Below are 25,332 nucleotides of genomic sequence, written 5' to 3'. Positions count from 1 at the left end.
ATCTCACGTGATCATCGTTCCATCCACTGAAATGAAACTGCTCACTTCCACCATGCATTAATTTGCCAATAGCCATCTTCCCCACTATCTTTGGATACAGATGGTAAATGCTCCAGTCAAGTAGCCATCCAGCTTTCAGGCATAAAAATAACGGAATGCGCATAAAAGAGAACCTATCCGAGTTAAAAAAACAATTTAAAAGGCAAGATTGTTTGTTGGTTGCGGTCAGCAAGACCAAGCCAGTGGAGGATATCCAAGAGGCCTATGATGCAGGGATGAGGCATTTTGGGGAAAACAAGGCCCAAGAGCTTGTCGATAAGCAACCTCAGCTGCCCAACGATATCCGCTGGCACATGATCGGTCACCTACAGCGCAACAAGGTCAAATACATCGCTCCCTTTATCCATCTTATCCATGGCGTGGATTCTTTTAAGCTCCTTAAAGAAATCAATAAGCAAGCCCAAAAGGCCAACCGTGTCATCGCGTGCCTTTTGCAGGTGCATATTGCGAAGGAGGAAAGCAAATTTGGCTTTAGTGAAGAGGAAATCCTAGAGATGATCAAACTGCCTGAATTTGCTGCTTTGAAAAATGTCCGTATCATCGGATTGATGGGCATGGCTACCAACACCGACAAGGAAGAAATGGTCAGAGCGGAATTTTCCGGGCTCAAAAAGCTAATGGATCACTTAAACACCTTGGATCTTCCAAACGGCATGGCCCTCAAGGAGCTTTCCATGGGCATGAGCGGTGACTATCAAATTGCCCAGGAAGAAGGCAGCACCATGGTCCGGATCGGTAGTGCCATTTTTGGCAAAAGAAAGTATATGTAGACGGGAGATTTGAGACATGAGTATTGAGCAGTCCCTCTTCGCCACGGTGAAGAGGTTAGGTAGGGTTCTTTTGGAGCAAAGACAAACTCCGCAGGGCTTGCCTGGCTTCTGAGTGCCTGACAGAGCAAAAGCTTTATAGCCATGGTAAAAGTCGATTAATAGGCTTATTGATCTAGACACTAAAGTAGAGTCTTAGGTTCCTTTACGCTAATGCCCAAAGCAAATAGTTAAGGAAAAACAAGTAAAAAGTGTCAACTAAATTCAGAACGTGACAGTAGGCAATCAAAATCCAATGTCATGGAACAAACATACCATAGACAGTAGACAGCTGATTATGGACACTTAAATAACCAACGAAAAGATGAACTATACCAGTACTATTAAACTTGCCGCAATCCTAGGTGCATTAACGGTGGCCATAGGGGCTTTTGGCGCCCACGGCCTCGCGGCCACCTTGGAGCAATTTGGCCGGACAGCGACCTTTGAGACAGCCGTAAAGTATCAGTTTTACCACGCCTTGGCCATTTTCATGGTAGGGCTATTGCAGGCAAAACTCCCTCATGCCAAAATCCTGGATACTGCCATCTATGCGTTTTTGGCAGGAATCATTATTTTCTCCGGTTCGCTTTACATACTGTCCACCACTGGTGTGACCTGGTTGGGAGCCATTACCCCCATCGGAGGAGTGGCTTTTATTGCCGGATGGATCATGGTATTTTTGGGAGCAAAGCCGCTTGCTAAAAGTTGATGGCATGTTGATAATTATACTTGTTTTACCCGCATAGGCAACCACTTTTTTATGAAAGACGCTAGAAACTTCATCCTTATTTGCTGTTTATGCTTGCCTTTTCAACTTTGGGCGCAAGCAACCAAACCAGCCGTCAAAGCACTAGAAAACCAACTGGGAGAAAATTCTTTTTTTTCAAAGCACCTTACGGGCTTTATGCTCTATGACCTGGACGAGCAGCAAACCGTTTATGAAAAAAATAGCGAGCTGTACTTTGCACCAGCCTCCACTACCAAATTGTTTACTTTTTATGCAGCGTTGGTCACACTTGGGGATAGTACCAAGCGCCTTCGCTATCTGCCCAAAGGGAAGGACGTCATCATTTGGGGCACCGGGGATCCTTCTTGGAAGTACAAGCCCGTTCCTGACATTGATATGAAGGGATTCTTTGCCAACTATGATGACATTTATTTTTCTGACAGCAACTGGGAAGATACACCGTATGGGTATGGCTGGCAGTGGGATGATTTTTATTATTCCTATGCTGCCGAACGATCCCCTCTTCCCATTTATGGGAACTTGGCCACAGTAAAGAGCCTTCAGCGATCTCCCAGCTTGGCACCACCGCTTTTTGCCAATGCACTGGCCATCACTACCAAAGCTATCAAAGACGTGGAGCGTGATTTTCGCAGTAACCGATTTTATTATAATCCCAACACTTATGTGTACCGCGGAAGGGACACCAAGGTACCTTTTGCCACCTCCACGGAGACCTTTGCGCAGCTGGCCAGTCAAGAGCTGGATAAAGAGGTCATCCCCACCAAAGACAAACTGCCCGAAAACCACTTTGTCCTAAAAGGCATTCCCTTGAACTGTCTCTACCAGGAAATGCTTCACGAAAGTGACAACTTTCTGGCCGAACATCTCTTACTGATGGTCGCCGATGAATTGATGCTTAAGCTCAATGCGGAGGAAGCCATTGACTTTGTGACTAAAAACTACCTTTCCGACCTACAGGATGAGCCCATTTGGCTGGACGGATCGGGACTGTCCCGGTACAATTTATTCACTCCGAGATCCATGGTTTCCATTGCTGAAAAGATTTACCAGATCGTGCCAGACACCACCTTATTCAGGCTTTTGCCGCAAGGGGGCAGGACAGGCACACTTAAGAACGCCTACCGCGCCCCTACTCCTTATATCTTTGCCAAAACAGGCACGATCAGCAATAATCATTCACTGGCCGGCTATATCAAAACCAAAAAAGGCAAGCTCTACGCCTTTGCCTTTATGAACAATAATTATCCCTACAAAGCCCGCCAAGTCATCAATGAGATGGAAAAGGTGTTATTGTTTGTCCGGGATAATTTTTAACTTCAACCCTAAATATGCATTAGCCTATCTACGCCACGGCGCACAGGTATTACGACCTGAAACTGTCTCAAAATCAGCCGCTATGCTGCTGTTTTCGATTTCATCGTCCGCCACGGCGGATGCCTAAATCTCCAAACAGCCTGATTTTCTTACAGTTTCAGCTCTTCCCGGTATCCGTCGGGACAGGCTATAACGATTCTTAATGAATAATCCGGGTTCAATCAAAAAACACCTGCATGAACAAGAGAACATTTATCAAAGTTTTGGGACTGACGGCGGGCCTCTCACCGATGATGGGCCTCAAAAGCGACGTCATCGCCTCCACTATAGATTCAAATACCTTATTGCCCAAGCCACTAAAACGAGGAGACTTAGTGGGATTGGTCAGCCCATCCGCCGCGACCAATGACGAGATGTTGTTCCAATTTGCACAGGAGACATTGGAAGCGCTTGGCTTTCGGGTCCTAAAAGGAAAGCACCTCACAGATCGGTACGGACACCTCGCGGGCAAAGATGAAGACCGAGCAGGAGACATCAATGCCATGTTTGCGAATAAGGACGTCAAAGCCATCATCTGCATTCGTGGTGGTTCTGGAGCGGCGCGGATCTTACCCCTTTTGGATTATAAAACCATCCGCAAAAATCCCAAACCCATCCTTGGCTACAGTGACATCACCGCCATTCACAATGCCATCTATGCACAGACCGGCCTGATCACCTTCCACGGCCCAAATGGCACCGGAAGCTGGAACAGCTTTAACGTCAATCAATTTGAGCAAATGTTCTTTGATCAGGAATTGGTAAGGTTTGAAAATGAGCAGGAAAAAGGCGATGACCTGATCGTGAAGAAAAACAGAATCCAGACCATCACTTCTGGCACTGCCGAGGGAATCATTGTGGGCGGAAACCTGACGGTCTTGACAGGAACCGCCGGCTCCCCTTACCTGCCCGAATTCAAGGACAAAATCCTTTTCCTTGAAGATGTCGGGGAGGATCCTTACCGCGTGGACCGCATGATGAGCACCCTGATGCTCATGGGGGCACTGGATGAAATCAATGGTTTTATCTTTGGCCAATGTTCAGAATGCGAACCTTCCGGAGGATACGGTTCATTGACCATTTGGCAAATCCTGGAAGACTACATCAAGCCGTTGGCCATTCCTGCTTACCGTGGAGCTATGATCGGCCATGTCAGCAAGCAGTTTATCGTGCCTATCGGAGCAAGGGTAAAAATGGACGCAGACCAAGGGATTTTTGAAATGACAGAAAAGATCTTTCAGGATGAGCATGACCGTTCGTACTAAACCACACGGATAATCCCCAACCCGATAAACATCGTATGTTGAAGCATGAAAACCCTATCGCTCTTTTCGACCTTAATCAGCCTGCTGTCAATCGGACTTTCAGCCTGCGCCACCAATGGCACCAATCTTTCACCAACCCCCTATTCATCACAAACACCCAAAAACAAGGACATGACCAATCCTACTGAAGCATTGACCTACCTGGCACTTGGAGACTCTTACACCATTGGTGAAGGTGTCAGTGATAACGAAACCTATCCTGCCCAATTGACCAAATCACTCACCGCCAAGGGGGTTAACATTACGCTATCTAAGATCATCGCCACCACCGGCTGGACCACTGACGAACTCCAACAAGGCATTGATTCTGCCCATATTGAAGGCAACACTTACTCGATCGTCAGCCTCCTCATCGGTGTCAATAATCAGTACAGAGGCCGATCTGTAGAAAATTACAAACTGGAATTCGAAGCGCTATTGGACCAAGCCATCCATTTTGCCGATGGCAACACCAACCGGGTCGTGGTCATTTCAATCCCTGACTGGGGCGTCACCCAGTTTGCCGAGCAGCAGCAAGTGGACAAGGAAAAAATAGCGGCTGAAATTGACTCCTATAACCAAGCTCAACGACAAATCACGGAAGAAAGGGGCGTTACATTCGTGGACATCACTACCGAATACCGCCAAATTGGCCACTTGGAAGAAAACCTTACTTCCGATGGACTCCATCCCAGTGGAAATATCTACCGCTCTTGGTCACAGCAACTGGCTGAAACTTTGATTGAAAGATTGTAAAATTGGAAGATGATAACCTCAGTTTCCCTGTTTAAAGCATCTTGGCTTTCGAAGTGGATCCTGCATTGCTACTCTAAGCCCGAAATTCGACTTGCAGCCACATCAAGACTAATTTTCATCCTACCCCTATCGAGACGAGAACCGAAGGCTGAAAGCCTTACCTGGCATTGATCCAAAGCAAGGCCTTGGGGCATATACCCAAACACATTACGCTACCACAGGCTGGAAGCCTGGCTCAGTACATTCATCTAGCCAAACAATCTTCACAGAAATACTTCTATTATTCTATCGAAAGATAAACACAGATCAAAGTAAAATAAAGTCCATTAACCTGTGTTTATCTCTGGAGCCATTTGTGTCCAAAATTTTATCGTTAGATCAACTCCTTTATAAAGGGATCGTCATAATCCTCAATGAAGGCCAGCACATTGGAATATTGATCGAAGTCCTCTCTGGGGTGCGCAGTGGTAAGTACCACAGCTTTCATACCTGCATTCTGGGCTGCTTCCACCCCTTTCGGTGCATCTTCAAAAACAACACAATCCTCCGGCTCCCTTCCCAGGGCTTCTGCTGCCATCACAAAAGTATCTGGATGGGGCTTGCTCAGCTTCACATCATCTGCAGTGACGATGGCGGAGAAGTACTTTCTGATATCCAGGTTATCCAGTGCAAAATCCACATTGAAGGGAATGGCTGCCGTCCCAAGGGCCATTTTCACTCCAGCTTTTTCTGCTGTTTCAAAAAACCCGCCCAGCCCTTTGATCAAGGACAAATGGGGTTTATATTCCTGCTGGTACCTTTTCTCTTTTTCCATGGACCATTGATCTGCTTCCTGCTCAGTAAAACGCCCCTTTCCGAAAACCCTGTCCAAAACTTCCGGATTCTTTCCGTACATCTCTACTTTCACTTCTTCCCAGCTGAGATTGGCGCCCAAGTCCTCATTGAACAGCTGGTGCCAAGCTTTAGTGTGAAAATGCATATCATCTATTATGGTACCGTTCAGGTCAAAAATAAACGTCAAATCTTTGTTATTCATTGTTACTAATGGTTTAAAATAAGTTGACAAAGAGTAAAAACGGTCTGTCCATTCATTTGGTTCTTTTAAATGTAATTAATTTAAACCATTGAGAGACTTAAAGGTTGTCGCATCAGGGAAATCGTTTTTAGCCAATGGTGTTATTCAATTCAAGCAATATGGTGTCAGACCAAGCGGACCTGTTTGTCCGCCAGGTTCGCTCAGGCTGACATCATTTCACTGATAGTTCAAAAACGATTTACCTCGTTGTAGCATTGAAAGATTCTGGCTTTTGGTAATGGTGTTCTCCTTCTTATTCATCATTCTCAATCAGCGTCCCGGGGAAATCGCTTTTAGATGAGCGACTGCGTATTCCACTAGCTACGCCATTCTAACAATGCCTTTGTCCCCGATATCCACCAGCCTGTCCCGAAGGATTTCGGGACAGGCTATTCCGACCCCAATATATCGGGAAGGAATCTCTTATTTAAAATTGAAATCCCTCCTCAAGTCGGGATGACAACGAATTAGAAATTGTGATTTATACAACATTTTTTAAAAAGCGATTTCCCTGATCAGCACCCCCTGTAAGACAATCAAAACGATTATTCTATTCCACAGCTCTACCACGCAACAAGCCAGTTCAGCACCCACCATAAATCATATCGAACCAATTATATTTTCACTGAATGTATTGTCATCGCAATTAATTTTTTATTTTTTCATATTTTTAGAAAACCAACTTTAAAACAGGAATTACCCATGGTATATTTTACCAAGCCATTTACAGCACTCCCTGAAACTGCTCAAAATCAACTCAGCCAAAAATTCAAGGAAGTAAAATACGCCAAATCCCAGCGGCTATACCTCCAAAACCAATCTGGCATTGAGGGATTTGATTTTATCGTCGAGGGAGGGTTTGAAGGATACTTTTATGACCGCAACCAAAAGAAGCGGCGAATAGAACAGTATGGGCCGGGCGCTTGGTTTGGGGGAATTTCGCTACTGTACAACAAAGGAATCTCCTTACAGACGGTGGACACCCTGCCCAATACCAAGGTGATGCGCCTCACTCCAGAGGAATTCCACCTGATTTGTCAAGAACAACAAACATTCAGGGATCATTTTGTAAGGGAATTTGGTGAACGCATGCTGGAGCCTGAATTCGTGCACTTCATCAAAGGCGCCACCTATTATCCCCAACAAAACAACATCACTTCCGACACGTTCTATACGCAAAAAGTTGGCTCGCTAAATCCGCGCGAATTGGTCACTGCACAAGCACAATCCACCATAGCCGAAGCCGCCAAGATCATGGGCGAGGAAAAAACCAGCTGTATTTTCATCACTGATGAAGCAGACAGCATCATCGGCTATGTCACAGACATCACCCTGCGGGACCAGGTCATCGCACAGAATATTCCCACTACTACTCCTGTGGCAGAAATCACCAAAAGGGATATCGTGTCCATTGACGCGGATGCTTATATCTATGAATCCCTGCTCCTGATGTTCCAAACCAAAACCCGCTATCTCTTGGTGGAAAATGAAGGGAAGTTTACGGGATTTATTTCCCGGACCAAACTCCTCAGTGAGCAGTCACAATCGCCCTTTCTTTTTATCCAATCCGTAAAACAGGCCACTTCTGTGGGTGAACTTCGGGAAAAATGGAGCCAGGTGCCGGCCATTGTGGAGCAATTGCTTCAGCGAGGTGTCAAGTCCGAAACAGTCAATCAGGTCATCACCACCGTCTCCGATACCATTGCCCTTCGTGTGATAGATGATGTTATCCATGAAGTAGGCCCCCCGCCTTCCAAGTTTGTGTTTATCACATTGGGAAGTGAAGGCCGCAAAGAACAAACCCTCAAAACCGATCAGGACAACGCGATCATTTACGAGGACAAAGCCAACGAACACCGTGAAGAGGTTCGGGCATATTTCCTGGACTTTGCCGACAAAATCTCCTCTCATTTGGATACCATTGGTTTCAGCTTTTGCAAAGGCGGGTTCATGGCCAAAAACCCCAAATGGACCCATTCACTCTCCCACTGGAAGCGCAACTATGATGCCTGGATGATGGAGTCCACACAAGAGACGGTCATGAAGTATTCCACTTTCTTCGACAACCGTCCGATTTATGGGGACTTCAGCATTTTGGATGAGCTGCACGGCTACATGGACAAGCAGCTGGATGTCCCGCTGGAACGCTTTTTCTTTAACATGGCCACCAATGCCCTGCAATACGAACCTCCCCTGACCTTTTTCAAGGGGATCAGGACATTCACTGTTGGTGAGCAAAAGGTCTTTGATATCAAAAAGGCCATGACGCCCATTGTGGACATCACCCGGGTGTTTGCGCTCAAAGACAAGATTTTCCTGACCAATACGGGCGAACGACTAGATGCCCTTGCTAAGACCAATCATATCACAGAAGAAGAACTCTTGGAACTTAAACAAGCCTATTATTACCTGATGGGACTGCGACTGGACCGGCAAGCCAAACAGATCATGCTGGACAAAATGGAACCCGAAAACTTCATCAGCATCGACAGCCTCACCAAAATCGAAAAGGTAACCCTCATCGAAATCTTCAAAGTGATCAAAAACTTCCAGATGAAAGTGAAGATTGCCTTTACCAATACGATTTTTTAACTCAATTTTAAAATCCCAACAACAAGGCTCTGTGTTTTTTTGCATATAATGGCTCGCTATGACGATTTCATTTACCGCATTGCGAGGAAGTATAGCCTATCCCGTAGCTATTGGGAAAGAATCAATCCCATGTTTCACACGAAGCCGAGATTGCTTCCTTCCTCTGGTCGTCGCAATGACGTCATAGTTATGGATCAAGCAATATTTCTGGGGGCGGGAGAAGATTTATAGTCATTTGGTATGTCGCCACGAAGCCGCCAAGACACGAAGTGTTTTGTAGGCGGATTCCAAATTTCATGGAAAACAAACAGCTTTGGGTCTTAGAATCTTTGTGGCAAAAAAACAAAAAAGAAATCCTATTGAAATAAAGGGATTCATGCCCTCAACTTTTTCGCTTGCCTCCTTTTTAGCACATTTTGAGGACCAAGCAATATTTCTGGAAGATGAGAGATTTCCATGTGGTTTTGGTAAGCATATTTCTCTTTAATTTAGCAATAGGAATGTGTAGATTATAAAATCAGTATAAATCCGTCATTGCGAGGAAGTATAGCCTGTCCCGACCTATCGGGAACGTGGCAATCCCGTATTAAGAAAACGAGATTGCTTCACTCCGTTGCTCTGCATTCGCAATGACGGTATTTTAAATCGCGTTTATTATAAAAAATCAGCGTAAATCTTATTAATCTGCATCATCTGCGTGCTATCGAAACCAACCCTAATCCCCCCCAACTTTTCAGCTTGATCCATAGTTATGACGTTCCCGTTTCTCGATACCATCATAGCTGCATTCTCAATAACGATTTGATACCCGCTGCTTGGTCGAATCCGGATTTTCAACAACTTTTTAGTCATTTTATAAAACAATCCTGCTACCTATATTTTGTCGCACATGGTGGTCATTAACACAGATTCAAACAAAAAAAACAGTTGACTGCAAGGAAATTGCAGTGGATCAGGGATAAATTGAGCCCATTGATAAATCTATGTATTTACGTTAAATTTTGTAAATTATGAAAGAGCTTAGTTTTGAAAGTATGGAAAAGGTAAGATGAGGAATGAGTGAAGATTGTGGTTGGGCATTTGCTACGGTTGGACTAGCAGTTCTAACAGGCGGTATTGGTGTTTTGGCTGTGACTGCTATGGCAGGCCACGGCATAGCATCCATTAGCTTTATGAGATCTTTTGGACCAAGTGATTTTTATTAATGCCCCACATGAAAAAACTCATCATAAATATCATTTCATTTCTTGCGATAATCGTCTCAATGCTTCTTTTGATGAGAGTTGATCATGCTATTCCTTATTTGGATCATGTTTATATCTTGGTAATCATTTTAGCGACCACTGGACTTATCTCCGAAGTGATCAAGTACCGCAAGTCCGGTTGTTCTTAAGCTGTCATAGCAACCTAAAAAAACAAACCTCCGGGAAAGATGGCCCTTGGCCTACTTTCCCGGAGGTTTAGTCTAATATCTCACGCTTAGCATCTGAAATCTTGATGCTAGGTTATTTTCCGTCTTTGGTCACATTGGAGATCAATGCTACCTTTTCAATAGGCTCAGAAGCATTGGAGTAAATTCTCACGACGCTACGTTGCTTGCCCATTTTCCCTGCAGAGTTAAAGCTCACCTTGATTTCACCAGTTTTCCCTGGAGCCACCGGTTCTTTTGGCCAATTTGGCACGGTACATCCGCACGTAGCGGCTACATTTGATATTTTGAGCACTTCCGTTCCAGTGTTGGTAAACTTAAAGGTGTGTTCCACCTTGGTTCCTTGCGTGATTTCACCAAAGTCCTTTTCGGTCTCTTCGAAGGTAATCACTGGCCCCTTTACTACTTCTTTCTCGGCGGTAGCCTTTTCAGTTTCACTTTGTGCCTGCACAGCAAATGCTGAAAACGCCACGGCAAAAATTAGAATTAACTTTTTCATTTCAGTTGGTCTTTATTAATTACTAATAGAAAATTAGCTTCAATTTTCGTTCCAAATATACTTATCTTCAATATCCACACCCTAAACCCTTAAACGTATGGCTTCGTAAATGTTCCGATTTTTTGTAGAATAATCAAGCTAATGGGCTTTTTATATATGCCATTAAAACACTCACTTTAATCATCCCACAAAGAAATTGGCATGAAAATTCACTAAAAACACCTCTGCTGTAGCCCTGGTCAAGGCGGTGTACAACCACCGAATATAAGCAGTATCCAACTGATCTTCTGTCACATAACCTTGATCTACGAAGACGGCATTCCACTGCCCTCCCTGACTCTTATGACAGGTTAGCGCATAGGCAAATTTCACCTGTAATGCATTGAGATAAGGATCTTTCTTGATGTATTCACGTCGTTCTTTTCTGTTCTCCACCCCTGCGTAATCTTCTGTTACCTGTCGGTACAATTCCCTTGAAGCTTCTGCACTAAGGGCAGTAGATGAAGTATAGAGCGTGTCCAAGATGACCTTTGCCTCGAAAAAAGACTCCTCGGGATAGTCAATCAGTCTCAGCTCCAATGTCGCAAACCTCAGCCCGTACATTTCCTCAAAAGAGCGGATTTTTACCACTTCCACAAAATCACCATTTGCCAAAAAACTCACCTTGTCGGATTCGGCCATATAGGTATAATTATTCCTCACGATCATCAGCATATCCCCTGTAGAAATTTCCTCTTCGTAAAAGTGAATCGCCCTACGGATATACTGGTTATATTGTACGGCTGCTTTATTGGATCGTGTAATGATGATGGTGTTTTCCACTCCATATTTATTATAGGCATAGCGCAGACCATCCTCCAACCGTTCACTGGTCATTTTATAAAAATCAGGAAACCCTTTGATTGTAAACGAAATGACAGGTTCCTTCTTGATCACCTCTTTTCTCAGCTCAGTGGCATTGTAGAGGATTCCCGAGTCCAATTGCTGCCGCATTACCTCGGTAAGCTCGGCTTCCAGGACATCCAGACCATAATGTTGGATAAGGTAATTCCCGTCCAGCGCAGGACTGTTTTCGCTGCTCACTGGTGGCAATTGAGCCGTATCGCCAATCAAAATCAGCCTATTGGTGGAGTGCTGAAAAACGTACTGCAACAGATCCCGCAGCAAGTTGCTTCCCCCAAGGGCATCATCTGCCAACATAGAAGCCTCGTCCACGATAAATACCGTGTTTTTATAGTAGTTCTTCTGCAGGTCAAAACCAGCTCCGGCAAATCCCTCTTGCTCCTTTGGACGGTAAATGATCTTATGGATGGTAAAGCCCATCCTTCCAGAATAAGCAGACATTACCTTGGCTGCCCTCCCTGTAGGCGCCAAAAGCAATGAGCGGAAATTCAATCGGGCCAAAGACTTCACCACGGCTGCGATCACGGAAGTCTTTCCTGTCCCTGCATATCCCCTGAGAATAAACGTAGGCTTCTTATCAAAATCCTTATCCAAGAAGGTATCCATCAAGCCAAAGAAAGCCCTTTGGCCCTCTGTGGGCTCATGTGGGAAATTTTGACGTATCAGGCTCGCTGGTTTCGGAATATCTTGATTATCTTTATTCATGTAAAAGCGAATCTACAGCTTAAATGCAGAATTTAGAAAAAGAAATCAATGAGAAATTTGGGGGTAGATTACGCACGAGGGTAAATGGCGTTCTCATCCTGGAAGACAAGATCTTGATGGTCAAGCATCATATGGGTAACGGAAAATGCTTTTGGAATGTCCCTGGAGGGGGCATGGACTACCAATCCACCGCTCCCGAAAACCTCAAAAGGGAGTTTTTGGAAGAAACTGGGTTCATGATCCAAATAGGTCCTTTATTAACGGTTACCGAATTTCTCAAACCACCCCTTCATGCAGTGGAGCTTTTTTTTGAAGTCTCCAAAGAATCAGGTCAATTGAAAAGGGGAACCGATCCTGAACTCCCAGATCACGCACAACTAATTGAAGATGTGCGCTTCATGAGTTTAGAGGAAATAAACCAAATTCCCAATGATGAAAAACATCATCTTTTTTGGAAGATAAAATCGCTGAATGACATAAGAATATGGAAAGGATATTTTAATTTTGAAAATAAATGCATAAAATAGCATCTTATTAGATACCATCAACCTTTATATAAGAAGTAAAATCCACTGAAAAATGAATTTGACTAGAATCTTATCGATTGTTTTTCTCATCGCAGCTTTGGCCGTAGGCTATAAGCTTTACAAGGGCGTTGACGATGTCATGCAAGAAGAAAAGCGAATTGCTAACATCGAAGCACGCGTCATCGAAAAACTCCAAATGCTTCGACAAGCACAACAGGCCTATTTGGCCACCAACGGAGAATATGCCGGAAACTGGCAGGATTTAAGAAAATTCATTGAAGACGGTGATATCTTCATTGTCCAGAAGACTGAAGAAACCAAATTATTGGATTATGGTGAAGAGGAAGTGACTATTCACTATGATACGCTAGGTTCCGTTAATGTAATGGACTCCCTTTTCAATGAAAGAAAGTATCCTGAATTTAACATCAACACCCTGAATGTAGTACCCGGATCAGGAGGAAAAACATTTGAGTTCTTTGCGGACAAAGTGGAAAGAGGAGCCAGCAAAACACTTATCGATGTATTCGAGATCAGAGACCCTGCTCCTGTAAATCCAGAAAGAAGACAAAACAACAATGAGAAAGCGCTGAGAGTGGGATCGAAAACAGACGCTTCTACCTCAGGTAACTGGGAATAACCTTGGCAAAAACGGTAACAAATACACATACAGAATTTCACTGCGATAAACTTGACGTGTCAAACACGTCAGGTTTATCGCTTTTATTTTATCCGCAAAGGCTGATCGTACTGGCCAAAAACCAAAACGGCTTGGTCATTGGGGTAAATGACTACCCCTTTGTGGAAAAAAATGAACTAGAAATGATCTTGCAAAAAGACTTGTTCATTTCACAAAAGGCCAGTCACTGCGAAGCCACGCTCTACGTTTATTCACCTGATTTTTGTTTGGTTCCCAGCGTATTGTTTGATGCCTCTGAAGCAGAAACCTATCTTAACTTCAGTACCAAAACTGACGGTACCGATTCATTTTACTCAAGTCTAAATGAAGATCAGCTCGTCATCGTAGGAGGCATCGAAAAAGCTACGTTAGCCATCTTTAGCAAGTATGTCAATAACCTTAGTCTAAAGCATGGCAGTAGCCTCGCCATTACTTATTTGCTTGGAGAGAAACCTCTAATGCTCAATCAGGAACTTGCAGTGATAATTGAGGATAATGAAGTCTACATTGCAGGTTTCACGAATAAAGAGTTGAAATTTTTCAACCGGTTTGAAGTGCGGAACAATCAGGATTTTCTAAAATACAGTTTCAGTGTTCTTCACCAATTGGCATTCGACAGGATGCACTGTAAAATCACCCTTTGCGGAAACTTGGAAGAAATCAACGTCCAGGAACAAGTACTTCGAAAGTATTTCAAGAACATGGAAATTACCTCTCCAAAACCCACCCAAAATTATCTCCCAGGAGCCGAAAGCTTTAGGGAAACCAAAAAACTGGAAGCCTTTTGGGCAAGCTGAAGACATGAAAAAAACCGCAATTTTCCCAGGTTCATTTGATCCATATACCAATGGCCACCATGACATCGTCATGAGAGGATTGGATTTTTTTGACGAAATTGTCGTGGGCATCGGCTATAATTCTTCCAAAAAGTCGCGCTACTTCGAAATAGACAAGATGGTTCAGAAAATCGAAGAAGTCTATAAGGATATTCCAGCGGTAAAAGTAGTAGTCTACAACGAATTAACTTCCAGCTTAGCAAAAAAACATAACGCCAATTTTTTACTTAGAGGGCTACGAAACACGACGGATTTTGAATATGAAAACACTATATCCCAAATGAACCGTTACCTCAACGCCGACTTGGAAACAGTGTTTCTGATCACTTCACCGCAATATGCGGCTGTCAGCTCTACCATCATCAGAGAAGTCCATCGCTACGGCGGAAATGTAAGCGAATTTCTTCCTTACGAAGTCTGAACCTCAGGCACCATTTTCAAAAAACGTTTATACAAGTACCGCATTGAGGGGTAAGAATTGATCAAAGCTACCTTGGCTTCTTGGTGACTGAGCCATTTGATGTCATCGATCCCCTCTTCACGTTGCGGCGCCATATTGGAATCATCCTTACACTCCATCGCATACCAATAGGTTTTTTTCAGAATACTTTTCCTGTTTTGGGTATAAGTATGCCAGGTCTTACAGATCAGCTTTCCTCGCTTTACGGACACAGCACATTCTTCTTCCACTTCTCGGACAGCACAAATTTCCGCTGTCTCTCCCTTTTCGAATTTACCTTTTGGCAAATCCCACTTCCCCAGTCGATGGATAAACAGCACCTTCTCATTTTTGGTAACGATTCCACCTGCTGCTTTGATAATATTGAAGCGGCTTTTTATGAATGATTTCAGCATCTCTACATCGTCAGAAACGATGGTTATGGAATCCAGATTTTTCAATTTCCTTGTCCGCAGCAAGTAAAGCAGCTTGATGATGATGTCTTTGGAAGGCTTAGTGATCAGCACATCGTCATGGAAAGCAACATAAGCAGGTAAATCCTTAGGATTGTCATAGACGCATTCAAAAGTCCTTTTCTTGTTGAGTTGTGCCGGCGATAAGATGTCCAGCGGCTTGTCGTTGATAAATATTCGCATACGATGGTCATTTCAAATCAAAAATGCACAAAAATTTTAGCCATCACAACAGCCAAAAGATTTTTATGAATTAATTTTGGGGCATGGAATTATACAGCAAAGAAATAGCGGCAACCGTCGCACGCAAATTACTTGACATCAAAGCCATTCGTCTCCAGCCAAAACAGCCATTCACATGGGCATCGGGCTGGAAATCCCCCATTTATTGCGACAACCGCCTCTCCCTGTCCTTCCCAGAAACCAGGACCTTCATTAAGGAAAAGCTGGTGGAAGTAATCAAGCAAAATTTTCCCAATGCAGAGGGCATCGCAGGTGTAGCGACCGCGGGGATCCCCCAGGGAGCGCTGATTGCCGAAGATATGGGACTTCCCTTCATCTATGTGAGGTCTAAGCCCAAAGGCCACGGCATGGAAAACATGATCGAAGGGAAGCTAACCAAAGGCCAAAAAGTAGTGGTTATCGAAGACTTGGTTTCTACTGGAGGTAGCTCACTCAAGGCAATAGAAGCACTCAACGCCTCAGGCTTTGAAGTACTGGGAATGGCAGCCATCTTTACTTATGGATTTGAAATAGCACGTCAGAATTTCGTAAATGCAGACGTGAAGCTAATTTGCCTCAGTGATTATGAAGCCATGCTTCCTCAAGCCATTGAAAACAACTATGCTTCCGATGAAGACCTTCAATCCCTGGCAAAATGGAGAAAGTCACCAGACACCTGGGGAGCGGAATAATTAACTGCTTTATTGTTGGAATTGTAGCATTGCGGAATCGCCCATCGGTTTTACAATTCTACAATTCTACAATTCGGCAGTTTCACCTTTCAAAACTTCTCTTCGACGCCCAATCCAAAAAGGGCAAAATCGTACTTCACAGGATCTTTTGCATCAAACTCCCTTAGTCGGCCGGTCAGTTCCAAGGCTGTTCTCCAGTCGGTTTGCTTTCGCTCGATCAAGCCCAACTTCCTGGCCACCCTGTCCACATGTAAGTCACAAGGACAGATCAGTTGGGAAGGCTTGATTTTATGCCAAATCCCAAAATCAACACCACAGTCATCTTTCCTGACCATCCATCGTAAAAACATATTGATACGCTTACAAGCCGCATTTCGCTTGGGAGTAGCTACGTGTTTTCGGGTTCTTTGTGGTGCTTCCGGGTCACTAAAAAAAACTTCATGGAAGTTTGTCAGCAACTTCCCCATCACATCGAAATCATCTACCCATTCGTGGATAAAAGCCTGCTCTAGACTTTCGTGTGCTTTATAAAACCGACTTAAAAAAGTGATAAACCACAGGGTATCGATATCGTTAAACGTACGGTGCTTAAAATTTACGAATGGCCTCAGATCACGCTCCTGATGGTGCAGCATAAAATCATGTGGAGCATCATCCATCATGGCCAAAAGCTCCGTGCACTTTTTAATAATAGTCTTTCGCTGTCCCCAAGCCAGGATGGCTGCAAAAAAACCTGCAATCTCTATATCTTGCTTTTTTGAATACCGATGGGGAATCAAGATAGGATCAGCGGAAATAAAACCAGGCTGATTGTATAGTGCTACCTTTTCATCCAAAAACGCTTTTAGGTCTATCATAAGGCCACTTTCACTTCACCACCCTGAATCCCGTCAAACCACTTAAAATACAGCTCATTTTCTTCCTTCTCAGCTAAATGCCAATCGAAGCATTTGATATTGGTCAAGGGAGTGAGCCGGTCTTCATCGGGCTCATAAAGGCAAACGTCAAAATCCGGTAACTTTTTAGCATCTGTGGTATTCCACTTTTCCAATAAATACCCTTCATCGATCAATTTCACCTTCGTCCCAAAGAAATGGTCTTCAAGTACCGATGGCACACCATCCTTTCGCCGAACGCTATAACACGAAGGTCCAAACATGATCTGCTTATGAAGTTTTCCTTCAAGCAAGTCTACTTCTTTGGAAAGCGGCTCCCAGTCAGGAGTATTGATCTCTGTAATGGACTCCTTCTTCTTCATCCGTGTCAAAAGCCTGGATATCCATGAAAAAAAATAGGTCACACCTATAAAAACCAGTCCAAAAGTGGCCAAAATAGGATAAGAAATGACAAATATCAGGTTCCAGATAAACCTGAATATATGGTGAAATATGAGTTGGATTTTATTCATTTATTAATGCAAACGTCTTTGCAAAAATAGCCCAATTATCAACAATTAACAAAATAGGTTTGGCAACTAGCGATCAATGAGCCATAAAGTCAGGATCAAGCGAAAAAGTTGGGGGGATTAGGTGGGTTTCGATAGCACGCAGATAGCGCAGATTAATTAGATTTGCCCTGATTTTTTTTGCTGGCATCCGAGAAAACAATCGTCAAAATGAAAAAAATCAACTGTTTTCATCCCCATCCCCTAAAGGGGACTTTCTAAAGCCCCCCTTTAGGGGATGGGGGGCATTTTAGGAATTGGAATAAAAACCCTCAAATTTCTATTCAAAGACAGTTTTGATCATGTTTGAAATTTAGTAGGACGCCAGTAATTTTTTATACTGGAGCACACATTCCTATTGCTAAAAAGGAGAAATATACTTACCATTACCCACTTAGAAATCCCTCATCGCCCAGAAATATTGCTTAGTTCTAAAGTCATCCGCATCATTTATGCCGTCACATAAACCCATTGGCCAAAGGCCATGAAAAAAGGCTGTCCCAAGCACCTTGCTTTGGAGACAGCCTTTTGAAATGTTATTCTTGATTTAATATGATATCTCGACTCTAAAACGATTATTCACTGCTCTCAGTTGGTCAAAAGCCGCTTGGGAAACCTTGATCAACAGCTCTTCATTATCTCCGGTATCAGGAAGCTTTCCGACTACTCTAGCAAAAATGGTCACATCATTTTCTTCATTACGGATCCTCATAATCGTCCCTACCGGTGCAGTCTTGTGCAGCACCAAATATTTTTTGTGATTGCTCGTACCTTCTATTACTTCAGCCTGTCCGGACGCTTTGATGTTTTTATAGGCAGTACTTTCATTGGAAGCTTTCTTCACGGCCGCGGCAGTGACTGCTTCTTCTTCTTCAGGGGTGGTCACCCCTTTATTATCCCTAGCTGAAGTGGTCGCTGGCTCTGCGGGTACGGAAGGATTATTGACAGCACCTTCCTTTCTGCCAACTTTAAGTTTTTGTCCTTCCTGTAGGTTATTGGATGAAAGCACATTCCAATTGATCAAATCCCCCATATTGGCATTATACTTTTTGGAAATGGAGTAAAGGGTTTCTCCATCTTTAACCGTATGCGTGATCCATCCAGCTGATTCGCCGGCGGGAACATCTTCTATACGTTGCTCCTCACGGGGCTGCTCGGTTTCATCCGATGCTTTTGCTGATACCTTTTCTTTTTTACTTTTCTCCTCTTTAGGTTTTTCTTTTTTTGGAGCCTCCGTAGTGGCCGTTACAGGCGCTTGCTTTATTTCAGTCGGATTGCCCCTTAACTCTGGAGCTTCTCGTTTTGGAGTTTCTTTTGGCTTTGCGCCTTTTATGATCAATGCCTGCCCTACACTTAGGTCATCTCCCTTCAGGTCATTCCAGGCTTTCACGTCCGAAACAGACACGCTGTAATTTTGGGCAACAGAAAAAAGCGTTTCACCAGGACTCACCTTGTGCAGCACCGCACCAGCTGGAATCTCTGTTTTGGGGATATACGGTACTTTGATTCGTTGACCGATTTTAAGCCCCTGCTTAAGCTCATCATTATTCTTGATGATATCTCCCACGGGAGTCTCATAACGCCTTGATATTGCAAATAACGTTTCCTTCGCCGTTACTTCATGAATAATATAAGTCTTGTCTCCAATCTTTTCCACTCCTACCGAATCCCTGGCCACTCCCGTTGCAAAGGTTGCTCCTGTGCCGGTAAAAAAAATAAAGAAGACTAAACTTACACTTTTGATTAAACTGTCCATACTCACTGTAAAACTCATATTTCCTGATGTGATTACTATTTGCAATTAAGCGTTGAATTATGCTTTTTTCTTAGCTGCCAAATTACTACAAAAATACTGCTAAAAATTTCAATCAACAGAAATTTCCTGATTGATTGCCCTTAAAGTTTCTAAACGGAAATTGTTATAAAACCGCTATATTTATAGTAGCAGTTTCACATTGAAGACTACTACATGCACTGCAACACCTAAAAGGAGCTTTATTTCCATGTTTGGCAGTATTCATTACTAAAATTCACCTATGAAGATCATTCGTTTTTTTCTCTGCTTATTTTTATTGCTGTCCCATTTTCATCTCTTGGCAGCCACAGACTCCTTGGAAATTAAAAAAGTATACGTCCTCGAGATTCAGGACAACATCGATCCCAGGATGAATAGAAAAGTACAAATGGCCCTGGAAGAGGCCACATCAATCGAAGCGGACATACTCCTGATCCACATGGACACTTATGGTGGCGCGGTGAATGACGCGGACGATATCCGCACGATGCTTTTGGAAGCCAAAATCCCCACCATATCTTTTATCGACAAAGATGCCGCCTCTGCGGGTGCATTGATCTCTATCGCCTGCGACAGTATCTATATGGCTCCCGGCGCCAGCATCGGTGCGGCCACCGTCGTCATGGGCGGCTCCGGAGAAGCGGCTCCCGACAAATACCAGTCTTATATGCGTTCCATGATGCGCAGCACCGCCGAAGCCAATGGTCGGGACCCCAAAATCGCCGAAGCAATGGTCGATGAACGCATCGAAATAGAAGGCATCACCACGGAAGGTTCTGTCATCACCTTTTCCGTTTCAGAAGCCATTAAAAATGGATTCTGTGAAGCTGAAGTCAGCTCAATCGATGATGCAATAAAACAATTTGGCGTACAGGATTACGAACTCATTGAATATGAAATGAGCATCGTAGAGCAGATCATCAGCATTTTCCTCAATCCTGCCATCAGCGGTTTCTTGATATTAATCATTATTGGAGGTATTTATTTTGAAATCCAAACACCTGGGGTGGGCTTTCCCATAGCAGCAGCGGTCACTGCGGTGATTTTGTATTTTATCCCCTATTACCTGACAGGACTGGCCGAAAACTGGGAAATCATCGTTTTTGTCCTCGGGATTATCCTACTTGCTTTGGAGCTTTTTGTCATACCAGGCTTTGGGGTGGCCGGTATTTTGGGAATTGCCTGCATACTGGCAGGATTGACCCTCGGTATGCTTCCCAATGATGCCTTTGATTTTTCTTTTGTCCCTTCAGGAGAGCTCTTTGTAGCTGTAGTTACGGTCATCTTAGCGACAGTGGTGGCTATAGGCGGGATCTTTATGTTAGCGCCAAAAGTCAACGAATGGCAGGCCTTCAGCAAGATCACTTTAGCCACCACCCAGAAGAAAGAAGATGGCTATACCTCCTTTTGGTATTCCAATGACCTACTGGAAAAGCAAGGCACCGCCCATACCCGGCTGATGCCAAGCGGTAAGGTATTGATCGATGAGGAGATATATGACGCCCACTCGAGGGGAGAGTTCATTGACCGAGGAGCAAAGATCAAAGTCATCAGTACAGAGGGCACTTCCCTAACGGTGAAAAAAATCAGTTAGCGGGGGAAGGTTATTGAGTTATTGTACCCATTTTCGCGTGTTTGTACTCCATCGTGTGCTGACCTTCTACATTTTTGCGCATTTTTAATTAAGTTTGCCGTAACTATCACTGAAATTCCATGAATGAATTCCAAACGGTTTATCAGGCCATAGGAGAAGAAAAAATCAAGGAACTGGCTGGGTATTTTTATCAGGGCGTGGCCAATAATGAAGCATTAAGATCACTTTATCCCAGTGACCTTGATGCCGCCGAGAAGCGTCTATTCCTGTTTTTACTACAGGTTTTTGGTGGTCCCACCACCTATTCCGAACAGCGTGGCCATCCCAGGCTTCGCATGAGGCACCTTGAATGGGCCATTGATGACAACATGAGGGATCATTGGCTCAGCACCATGTTTACTGCGATGGACAAAGTAGCTATCGACCAAAACATCAAAGAGCTCATGATGAGCTACTTCGTAAAAGTAGCCAATCACATGATCAATCAATAATTCAGGCATGCGCTTACTCAGAAGGATTTATTCGACATACGGCACCATCATCTTTTTGGGGTCTTTTTTGATTCTGCTTCCGCTTTTCATCATCACCATTGAGGTACCGGGACTGAAAAAATACGGCCGAATGCTCAATGGTATCTGGGCAAAGGTCTTCTTTAGCGGCCTCTTTATGAACGTCAAAGTAGAAAACAGGCACCACCTTAAAAAGCACTCACAATATATCATCGTGGCAAATCACTTCTCCTATTTGGACATTCCTGTGATCGGACTGATGTCCGGTGATGCGGTATTTGTGGGCAAAAGCTCCATCGGTAGAGTTCCGCTTTTCGGCTACATGTTCAGAAGACTTCATATCGCAGTGGACAGGGAAAGCTTCAGAAGCCGGGGCGAAACCCTCAAACGAACCAAGGAGATCATCGATGAAGGAAGCAGCATCATCATTTTTCCGGAAGGAGGCATTCGCAGCACCGAACCACCAAAGATTGCACAGTTTAAAGATGGCGCATTTAATCTGGCTTTTGAAAAACAAATCCCTATAATTCCTGTAACTTTATCCTATAATCACTTAATTTTGCCCGACGACAATAAGTTCTTATTGCACTATAAACCGGTAAAAGTGGTCATTCATGCGCCCATGATGCCTGAAGGCTCAGATAAGGAAGCGGTGGCCGACATGAAATCGCATTGTCATCAAATCATCCAGGAGCAGCTTTGGAAGGACAATTAACCCCACGGATTTACCAAAAAAATATTCATCATGAAAATTGATATCAATACGTTAAAGAAAATTGCCCATCTAGCCCGTTTGGAATTCGATGAGAACAGTGCCAAGAAAATGACCCGTGACATGACACAGATCCTGGATTGGGTGGAGCACTTGGAGCAAGTGGACACTGCAGGAGTGGAACCTATCACGACCATGTCCTCTGAAGTAAATGTACTCAGGGAAGACGCTGTAGGAGAGCATCTCTCCCATGAAAAAGGACTTAAGAATGCTCCTCAAAAGGATTCTGATTATTTCCGTGTGCCTAAGGTGCTAGAATAATGCCTGATTATCCAGTAGACAAACCCAGCAACATAATATTTCAAAAACTGCCAATCCTCATCGTGATCATTGGCAGTTTTCTTTTGTGCTACCAGCATCTCTTTTCGCCGGACGAAGCCTTGCCCGTGCAGCCGGGCCTGTTTTCGGAAATGGTAGAGGTGCCCCTTGATATTTTTAACTGGGGCATCAGCAGCTATCCACTTACAGTAGAAAACTACCTCATCTTCCAAAACTATGAAGTACTGGCACCAGTGGCCCAAGAGGCAAAGACTTATTTCTTTGGAGCTGTAATCGGCCTACTCGTCAGTTTGGGCATCGTGCTGATCACCACCTTTAAGCGATACCATTTTATTGGTGGCATGGGACTGGTCATCATCCTACTCACCCTCAGTGGTGTCAACTCACTCAACATTGGAAGTGCCAGCAGTAACTTTTCACTGATCATTTTGATCATTGGCTTCACGATACCCGGCATGATCATTCACGTTTTTTATGAGCACATCTCATTGCTCAGAAGGAGCTTGATCATTCTTCCTATTGCCTGGCTGACCGTCGTAACACTGCTATTCCTCAGCCCTGTGATCAAACCGGCCTTGTTATTTTCGGAGAACATTGGTTTGACCACATTGGGAATTGCGGCCATTTTTCTGCTGTATGTGGGACATGCGGTCATGGGAAGTTTTTTCTTATTGCTCACCAAGCTCAATCGAGGTGTCGGCCTTAAAATCTCCTGGCACCTCATCGTGTTTACAGCCGTGTATTTACTCTTGCTTTTAGCACTATACCTGCACTATACCGGAAGCTTTTCTTTTCCCATCATCTATCCACCGCTCTTCCCTTTGGTTATTCTTGCGGGATGCTTGGGATGGTTTGAAGTAAAGGCAAAATTAGACCAGGTCCCCCAACCCTTTGACTGGGCAATTATCGGAAAATCCCTTTATTGGATTGGTTTTGGCATCACGGCAATGGCCTTTTGGAAAGCCAGTTTTACACTGAACCAACCCATGCAGGATTTTCTGGATCATTGGCTGCTGTACACACAGATCGCCATGTCCCTGCTCTTTTTCTTTTACCTATTGGCCAATTTCCTAGGGTTTATGAATTCGGGAAAACCTGTGGACGAGGTGATCTTTAAGCCCAAATATTTCGCTTACATTCACATGCGAATAGGTTCATTTATTGCATTGCTGTCATTGATTGTCTATGCGGACGGGGTCATTGCCCCACAATTGAGCACCAGCTCCACCAATTTCTCAGCGGATTATTACTACGCCACCGACCGACCACTGGAAGCACGTATTCTTTTTGAAAACAGCTGGATCCGATACCGCCACAACAGTAAAGCAAAGGTAACTACCGCCTTACTGTATCAAGAAGAAAACCAGCTTACACTGGCCAAAAAGCAAATGGAAGAGGCATTTGAATGGGACCCTTCCGTGGCGGAAGTGTTGCTGGCTGCCAATATGGCCCACAAGCGTAATCGATATTTTGACGCCCTTTTCTACTTGGAAAAGGGCTTGGAAATGTTCCCAAACAACAGCTATATCAAAAACAACCTGGCCCTGCTTTACAGCAAAGGCAACAAAGGACAGCAAGCCCTTGAACTGCTGAACGAAGAGAACCCTTACTCGCCCATTCTTGCCAATCAAATTGGTCTTCAGGTAAAGCACTTGCTCCGTATCGAAAGCTTACCTGCTCCCGGAAAGGACAAAATCGCCAGGATCAACACCTTGGCCTATAAAAATCTTATGGGGGATTTCACAGACTTCACCATGACTGCTGAAGCACGTGATGCACCGCTCATCCAGCAGGCCATTCTCCGTAACCAATGGACCAACCAAACCACGGCTCCCTTGGCACAAGACATCGCACTGGTGGACTCACTGTACAGCCACGAACAGCAAACTGCTTTACAACAAGAGCTACGGCTCACCCGGGTGATCAGAAGCTACCAGGCTCATCAGATAGGTGAAGCCCTAAAATACCTCAACGGACTGGCCATCGATTTCAAAGGATCTGCGGGATATTTCCATGCCATGGCCGCACAAGTATTGATTGGTGAAGCTGATATTGAAAAAGCCGCCAATGAACTTGAAATGGCCGAAATGATGGGCTTCAGGGATTTTAAGCCCTACCACTTGCCCATTCTATATTTTGGAGGTAAAAAAGATGCTTCCTTTAAGGTTGCCGATAAATACGAGTTGGAGTTTCCGGAATGGATAAAAGCCGAACGGGATTCATCTGCGAGCTCAAAGCCAGCAAGCGCTTATTTTGGCCACCTGGCCGAGCTTAACCGGGCTACCAAAGCTGATTTCATCCCATCCCTTGAAGCAATGGAAGAGGGGCCACTAAAGGTCATTTATACCCATGAAATCCTGTTCAAGAAAGGCCACTGGCTAACGACAGCTGAAATCGACCAGCTAACATCCTATTTGCTTTCCCATGAAGACCTGGACAGCATGTATATCCATGAGCTTGCCGCTATTGCTGGACAGCAAATCCTCAAAGCACCTGAAAGCCCTATTTTACAGGCGTATTTTCAGGACGACACCCCTTTGGCTTCCAACCCTTATTTCACTCCAATGGTACTCATGGCTGCAAAGGAAGCGCCCTCTACAGACCAACGGTACGAGCTGCTAAGAAATGCTGCCGAATTTAATAAGGATGCCAAGTTATGGCTCACCATGATCCAAGCTGCCCGCGACCTGGGGCTGACTGGATATGTCAAGACCTACATGGATGAACTATCACAATGGGTGCCTCCAACGAAGCTCCAAGAATTGATGGAGAGGGAGGATTGATATATCGTACTAAATATCGCCTGCCCCGATGACCAGCGGTCACGAAGCAATCTTG

23 protein-coding genes are annotated in these 25,332 nt (G+C 44.2%); 16 read left to right on the top strand and 7 right to left on the bottom strand.

The window, feature by feature from the left end:
• The first annotated feature begins 155 nt into the window (after positions 1-155).
• The 5 genes from FKX85_RS10595 (at position 156) to FKX85_RS10575 (ending at position 5,030) form a co-directional block, all read left to right on the top strand.
• A complete protein-coding gene (locus FKX85_RS10595; protein ID WP_141614702.1) occupies positions 156-830 on the top strand; it encodes a YggS family pyridoxal phosphate-dependent enzyme in 675 nt (224 codons plus the stop codon).
• A 361-nt stretch (positions 831-1,191) separates the two neighbouring features.
• Positions 1,192-1,578: a DUF423 domain-containing protein gene (locus tag FKX85_RS10590; RefSeq protein WP_141614701.1), complete on the top strand. Its 387-nt coding sequence runs from the start codon at positions 1,192-1,194 to the stop codon at positions 1,576-1,578.
• Between the two features lie 51 nt (positions 1,579-1,629).
• A complete protein-coding gene (locus tag FKX85_RS10585) occupies positions 1,630-2,931 on the top strand; it encodes a D-alanyl-D-alanine carboxypeptidase/D-alanyl-D-alanine-endopeptidase (protein WP_141614700.1) in 1,302 nt (433 codons plus the stop codon).
• A 236-nt stretch (positions 2,932-3,167) separates the two neighbouring features.
• Positions 3,168-4,235 (top strand): S66 peptidase family protein, encoded by a 1,068-nt coding sequence (locus FKX85_RS10580; RefSeq protein ID WP_141614699.1) that lies wholly within the window; start codon positions 3,168-3,170, stop codon positions 4,233-4,235.
• Between the two features lie 45 nt (positions 4,236-4,280).
• Positions 4,281-5,030 (top strand): SGNH/GDSL hydrolase family protein, encoded by a 750-nt coding sequence (locus FKX85_RS10575; RefSeq protein ID WP_141614698.1) that lies wholly within the window; start codon positions 4,281-4,283, stop codon positions 5,028-5,030.
• 373 nt (positions 5,031-5,403) lie between these two features.
• On the opposite strand, the gene FKX85_RS10570 is transcribed toward FKX85_RS10575, so the two are convergent.
• On the bottom strand, positions 5,404-6,066 hold the full coding sequence (locus FKX85_RS10570) for an HAD family hydrolase (protein ID WP_141614697.1): 663 nt from the start codon (positions 6,064-6,066) through the stop codon (positions 5,404-5,406).
• 741 nt (positions 6,067-6,807) lie between these two features.
• On the opposite strand from FKX85_RS10570, the gene FKX85_RS10565 reads away from it, so the two are divergent.
• Positions 6,808-8,697, top strand: a complete 1,890-nt coding sequence (locus tag FKX85_RS10565; RefSeq protein ID WP_141614696.1) for a DUF294 nucleotidyltransferase-like domain-containing protein — start codon at positions 6,808-6,810, stop codon at positions 8,695-8,697.
• Positions 8,698-10,202: 1,505 nt separating this feature from the next.
• On the opposite strand, the gene FKX85_RS10560 is transcribed toward FKX85_RS10565, so the two are convergent.
• Positions 10,203-10,625 carry a DUF1573 domain-containing protein gene (locus tag FKX85_RS10560; RefSeq protein ID WP_141614695.1) on the bottom strand — a complete coding sequence of 141 codons (423 nt, stop codon included), beginning with the start codon at positions 10,623-10,625 and terminating at the stop codon, positions 10,203-10,205.
• Between the two features lie 180 nt (positions 10,626-10,805).
• A complete protein-coding gene (locus tag FKX85_RS10555) occupies positions 10,806-12,233 on the bottom strand; it encodes an ATP-dependent DNA helicase (RefSeq protein ID WP_141614694.1) in 1,428 nt (475 codons plus the stop codon).
• Between the two features lie 23 nt (positions 12,234-12,256).
• Here FKX85_RS10555 and FKX85_RS10550 point away from each other — a divergent pair, with 23 nt between their 5' ends.
• From FKX85_RS10550 to coaD, 4 genes are read left to right on the top strand one after another with little or no spacing between them, the layout of a single operon-like run.
• Positions 12,257-12,760: an NUDIX domain-containing protein gene (locus FKX85_RS10550; protein WP_141614693.1), complete on the top strand. Its 504-nt coding sequence runs from the start codon at positions 12,257-12,259 to the stop codon at positions 12,758-12,760.
• A gap of 52 nt (positions 12,761-12,812) precedes the next feature.
• Positions 12,813-13,400, top strand: coding sequence for a hypothetical protein (locus FKX85_RS10545; protein ID WP_141614692.1), 588 nt, complete (start codon positions 12,813-12,815; stop codon positions 13,398-13,400).
• A gap of 56 nt (positions 13,401-13,456) precedes the next feature.
• Positions 13,457-14,236 (top strand): DUF3822 family protein, encoded by a 780-nt coding sequence (locus FKX85_RS10540; protein ID WP_229239825.1) that lies wholly within the window; start codon positions 13,457-13,459, stop codon positions 14,234-14,236.
• Positions 14,237-14,240: 4 nt separating this feature from the next.
• Positions 14,241-14,696: a pantetheine-phosphate adenylyltransferase gene (gene coaD, locus FKX85_RS10535; protein ID WP_141614690.1), complete on the top strand. Its 456-nt coding sequence runs from the start codon at positions 14,241-14,243 to the stop codon at positions 14,694-14,696.
• On the opposite strand, the gene FKX85_RS10530 is transcribed toward coaD, so the two are convergent.
• Positions 14,684-15,370, bottom strand: a complete 687-nt coding sequence (locus tag FKX85_RS10530) for an NUDIX hydrolase (RefSeq protein ID WP_141614689.1) — start codon at positions 15,368-15,370, stop codon at positions 14,684-14,686. The genes coaD and FKX85_RS10530 overlap by 13 nt on opposite strands.
• Positions 15,371-15,453: 83 nt before the next feature.
• Here FKX85_RS10530 and pyrE point away from each other — a divergent pair, with 83 nt between their 5' ends.
• Positions 15,454-16,101, top strand: coding sequence for an orotate phosphoribosyltransferase (gene pyrE / locus FKX85_RS10525; RefSeq protein WP_141614688.1), 648 nt, complete (start codon positions 15,454-15,456; stop codon positions 16,099-16,101).
• 89 nt (positions 16,102-16,190) lie between these two features.
• Here pyrE and FKX85_RS10520 read toward each other — a convergent pair whose 3' ends face one another.
• The 3 genes from FKX85_RS10520 to FKX85_RS10510 form a co-directional block, all read right to left on the bottom strand.
• Positions 16,191-16,958: a TIGR02757 family protein gene (locus FKX85_RS10520; protein ID WP_141614687.1), complete on the bottom strand. Its 768-nt coding sequence runs from the start codon at positions 16,956-16,958 to the stop codon at positions 16,191-16,193.
• Positions 16,955-17,509: a hypothetical protein gene (locus tag FKX85_RS10515; RefSeq protein WP_141614686.1), complete on the bottom strand. Its 555-nt coding sequence runs from the start codon at positions 17,507-17,509 to the stop codon at positions 16,955-16,957. The genes FKX85_RS10520 and FKX85_RS10515 overlap by 4 nt, the downstream gene beginning before the upstream one ends.
• Positions 17,510-18,092: 583 nt before the next feature.
• A complete protein-coding gene (locus FKX85_RS10510; RefSeq protein WP_210416923.1) occupies positions 18,093-19,319 on the bottom strand; it encodes a LysM peptidoglycan-binding domain-containing protein in 1,227 nt (408 codons plus the stop codon).
• Positions 19,320-19,581: 262 nt separating this feature from the next.
• Between FKX85_RS10510 and FKX85_RS10505 the strand changes: the two genes are divergently transcribed.
• The 5 genes from FKX85_RS10505 to FKX85_RS10485 all read left to right on the top strand — a co-directional run bounded on the left by FKX85_RS10505 (position 19,582) and on the right by FKX85_RS10485 (position 25,277).
• Positions 19,582-20,934 (top strand): NfeD family protein, encoded by a 1,353-nt coding sequence (locus FKX85_RS10505; protein ID WP_141614685.1) that lies wholly within the window; start codon positions 19,582-19,584, stop codon positions 20,932-20,934.
• 119 nt (positions 20,935-21,053) lie between these two features.
• On the top strand, positions 21,054-21,425 hold the full coding sequence (locus FKX85_RS10500; RefSeq protein ID WP_141614684.1) for a globin domain-containing protein: 372 nt from the start codon (positions 21,054-21,056) through the stop codon (positions 21,423-21,425).
• A 7-nt stretch (positions 21,426-21,432) separates the two neighbouring features.
• Positions 21,433-22,158: a lysophospholipid acyltransferase family protein gene (locus FKX85_RS10495; protein ID WP_141614683.1), complete on the top strand. Its 726-nt coding sequence runs from the start codon at positions 21,433-21,435 to the stop codon at positions 22,156-22,158.
• Positions 22,159-22,188: 30 nt separating this feature from the next.
• Positions 22,189-22,476 carry an Asp-tRNA(Asn)/Glu-tRNA(Gln) amidotransferase subunit GatC gene (gene gatC, locus FKX85_RS10490; RefSeq protein WP_141614682.1) on the top strand — a complete coding sequence of 96 codons (288 nt, stop codon included), beginning with the start codon at positions 22,189-22,191 and terminating at the stop codon, positions 22,474-22,476.
• A gap of 62 nt (positions 22,477-22,538) precedes the next feature.
• Positions 22,539-25,277: a tetratricopeptide repeat protein gene (locus FKX85_RS10485; protein WP_141614681.1), complete on the top strand. Its 2,739-nt coding sequence runs from the start codon at positions 22,539-22,541 to the stop codon at positions 25,275-25,277.
• Positions 25,278-25,332 lie beyond the last annotated feature (55 nt).

It is taken from the genome of Echinicola soli, from assembly GCF_006575665.1.
Lineage (GTDB): Bacteria > Bacteroidota > Bacteroidia > Cytophagales > Cyclobacteriaceae > Echinicola > Echinicola soli.
Note: the sequence above shows the minus strand (reverse complement) of the source record. Positions and strands in the feature narration are given on the sequence as shown.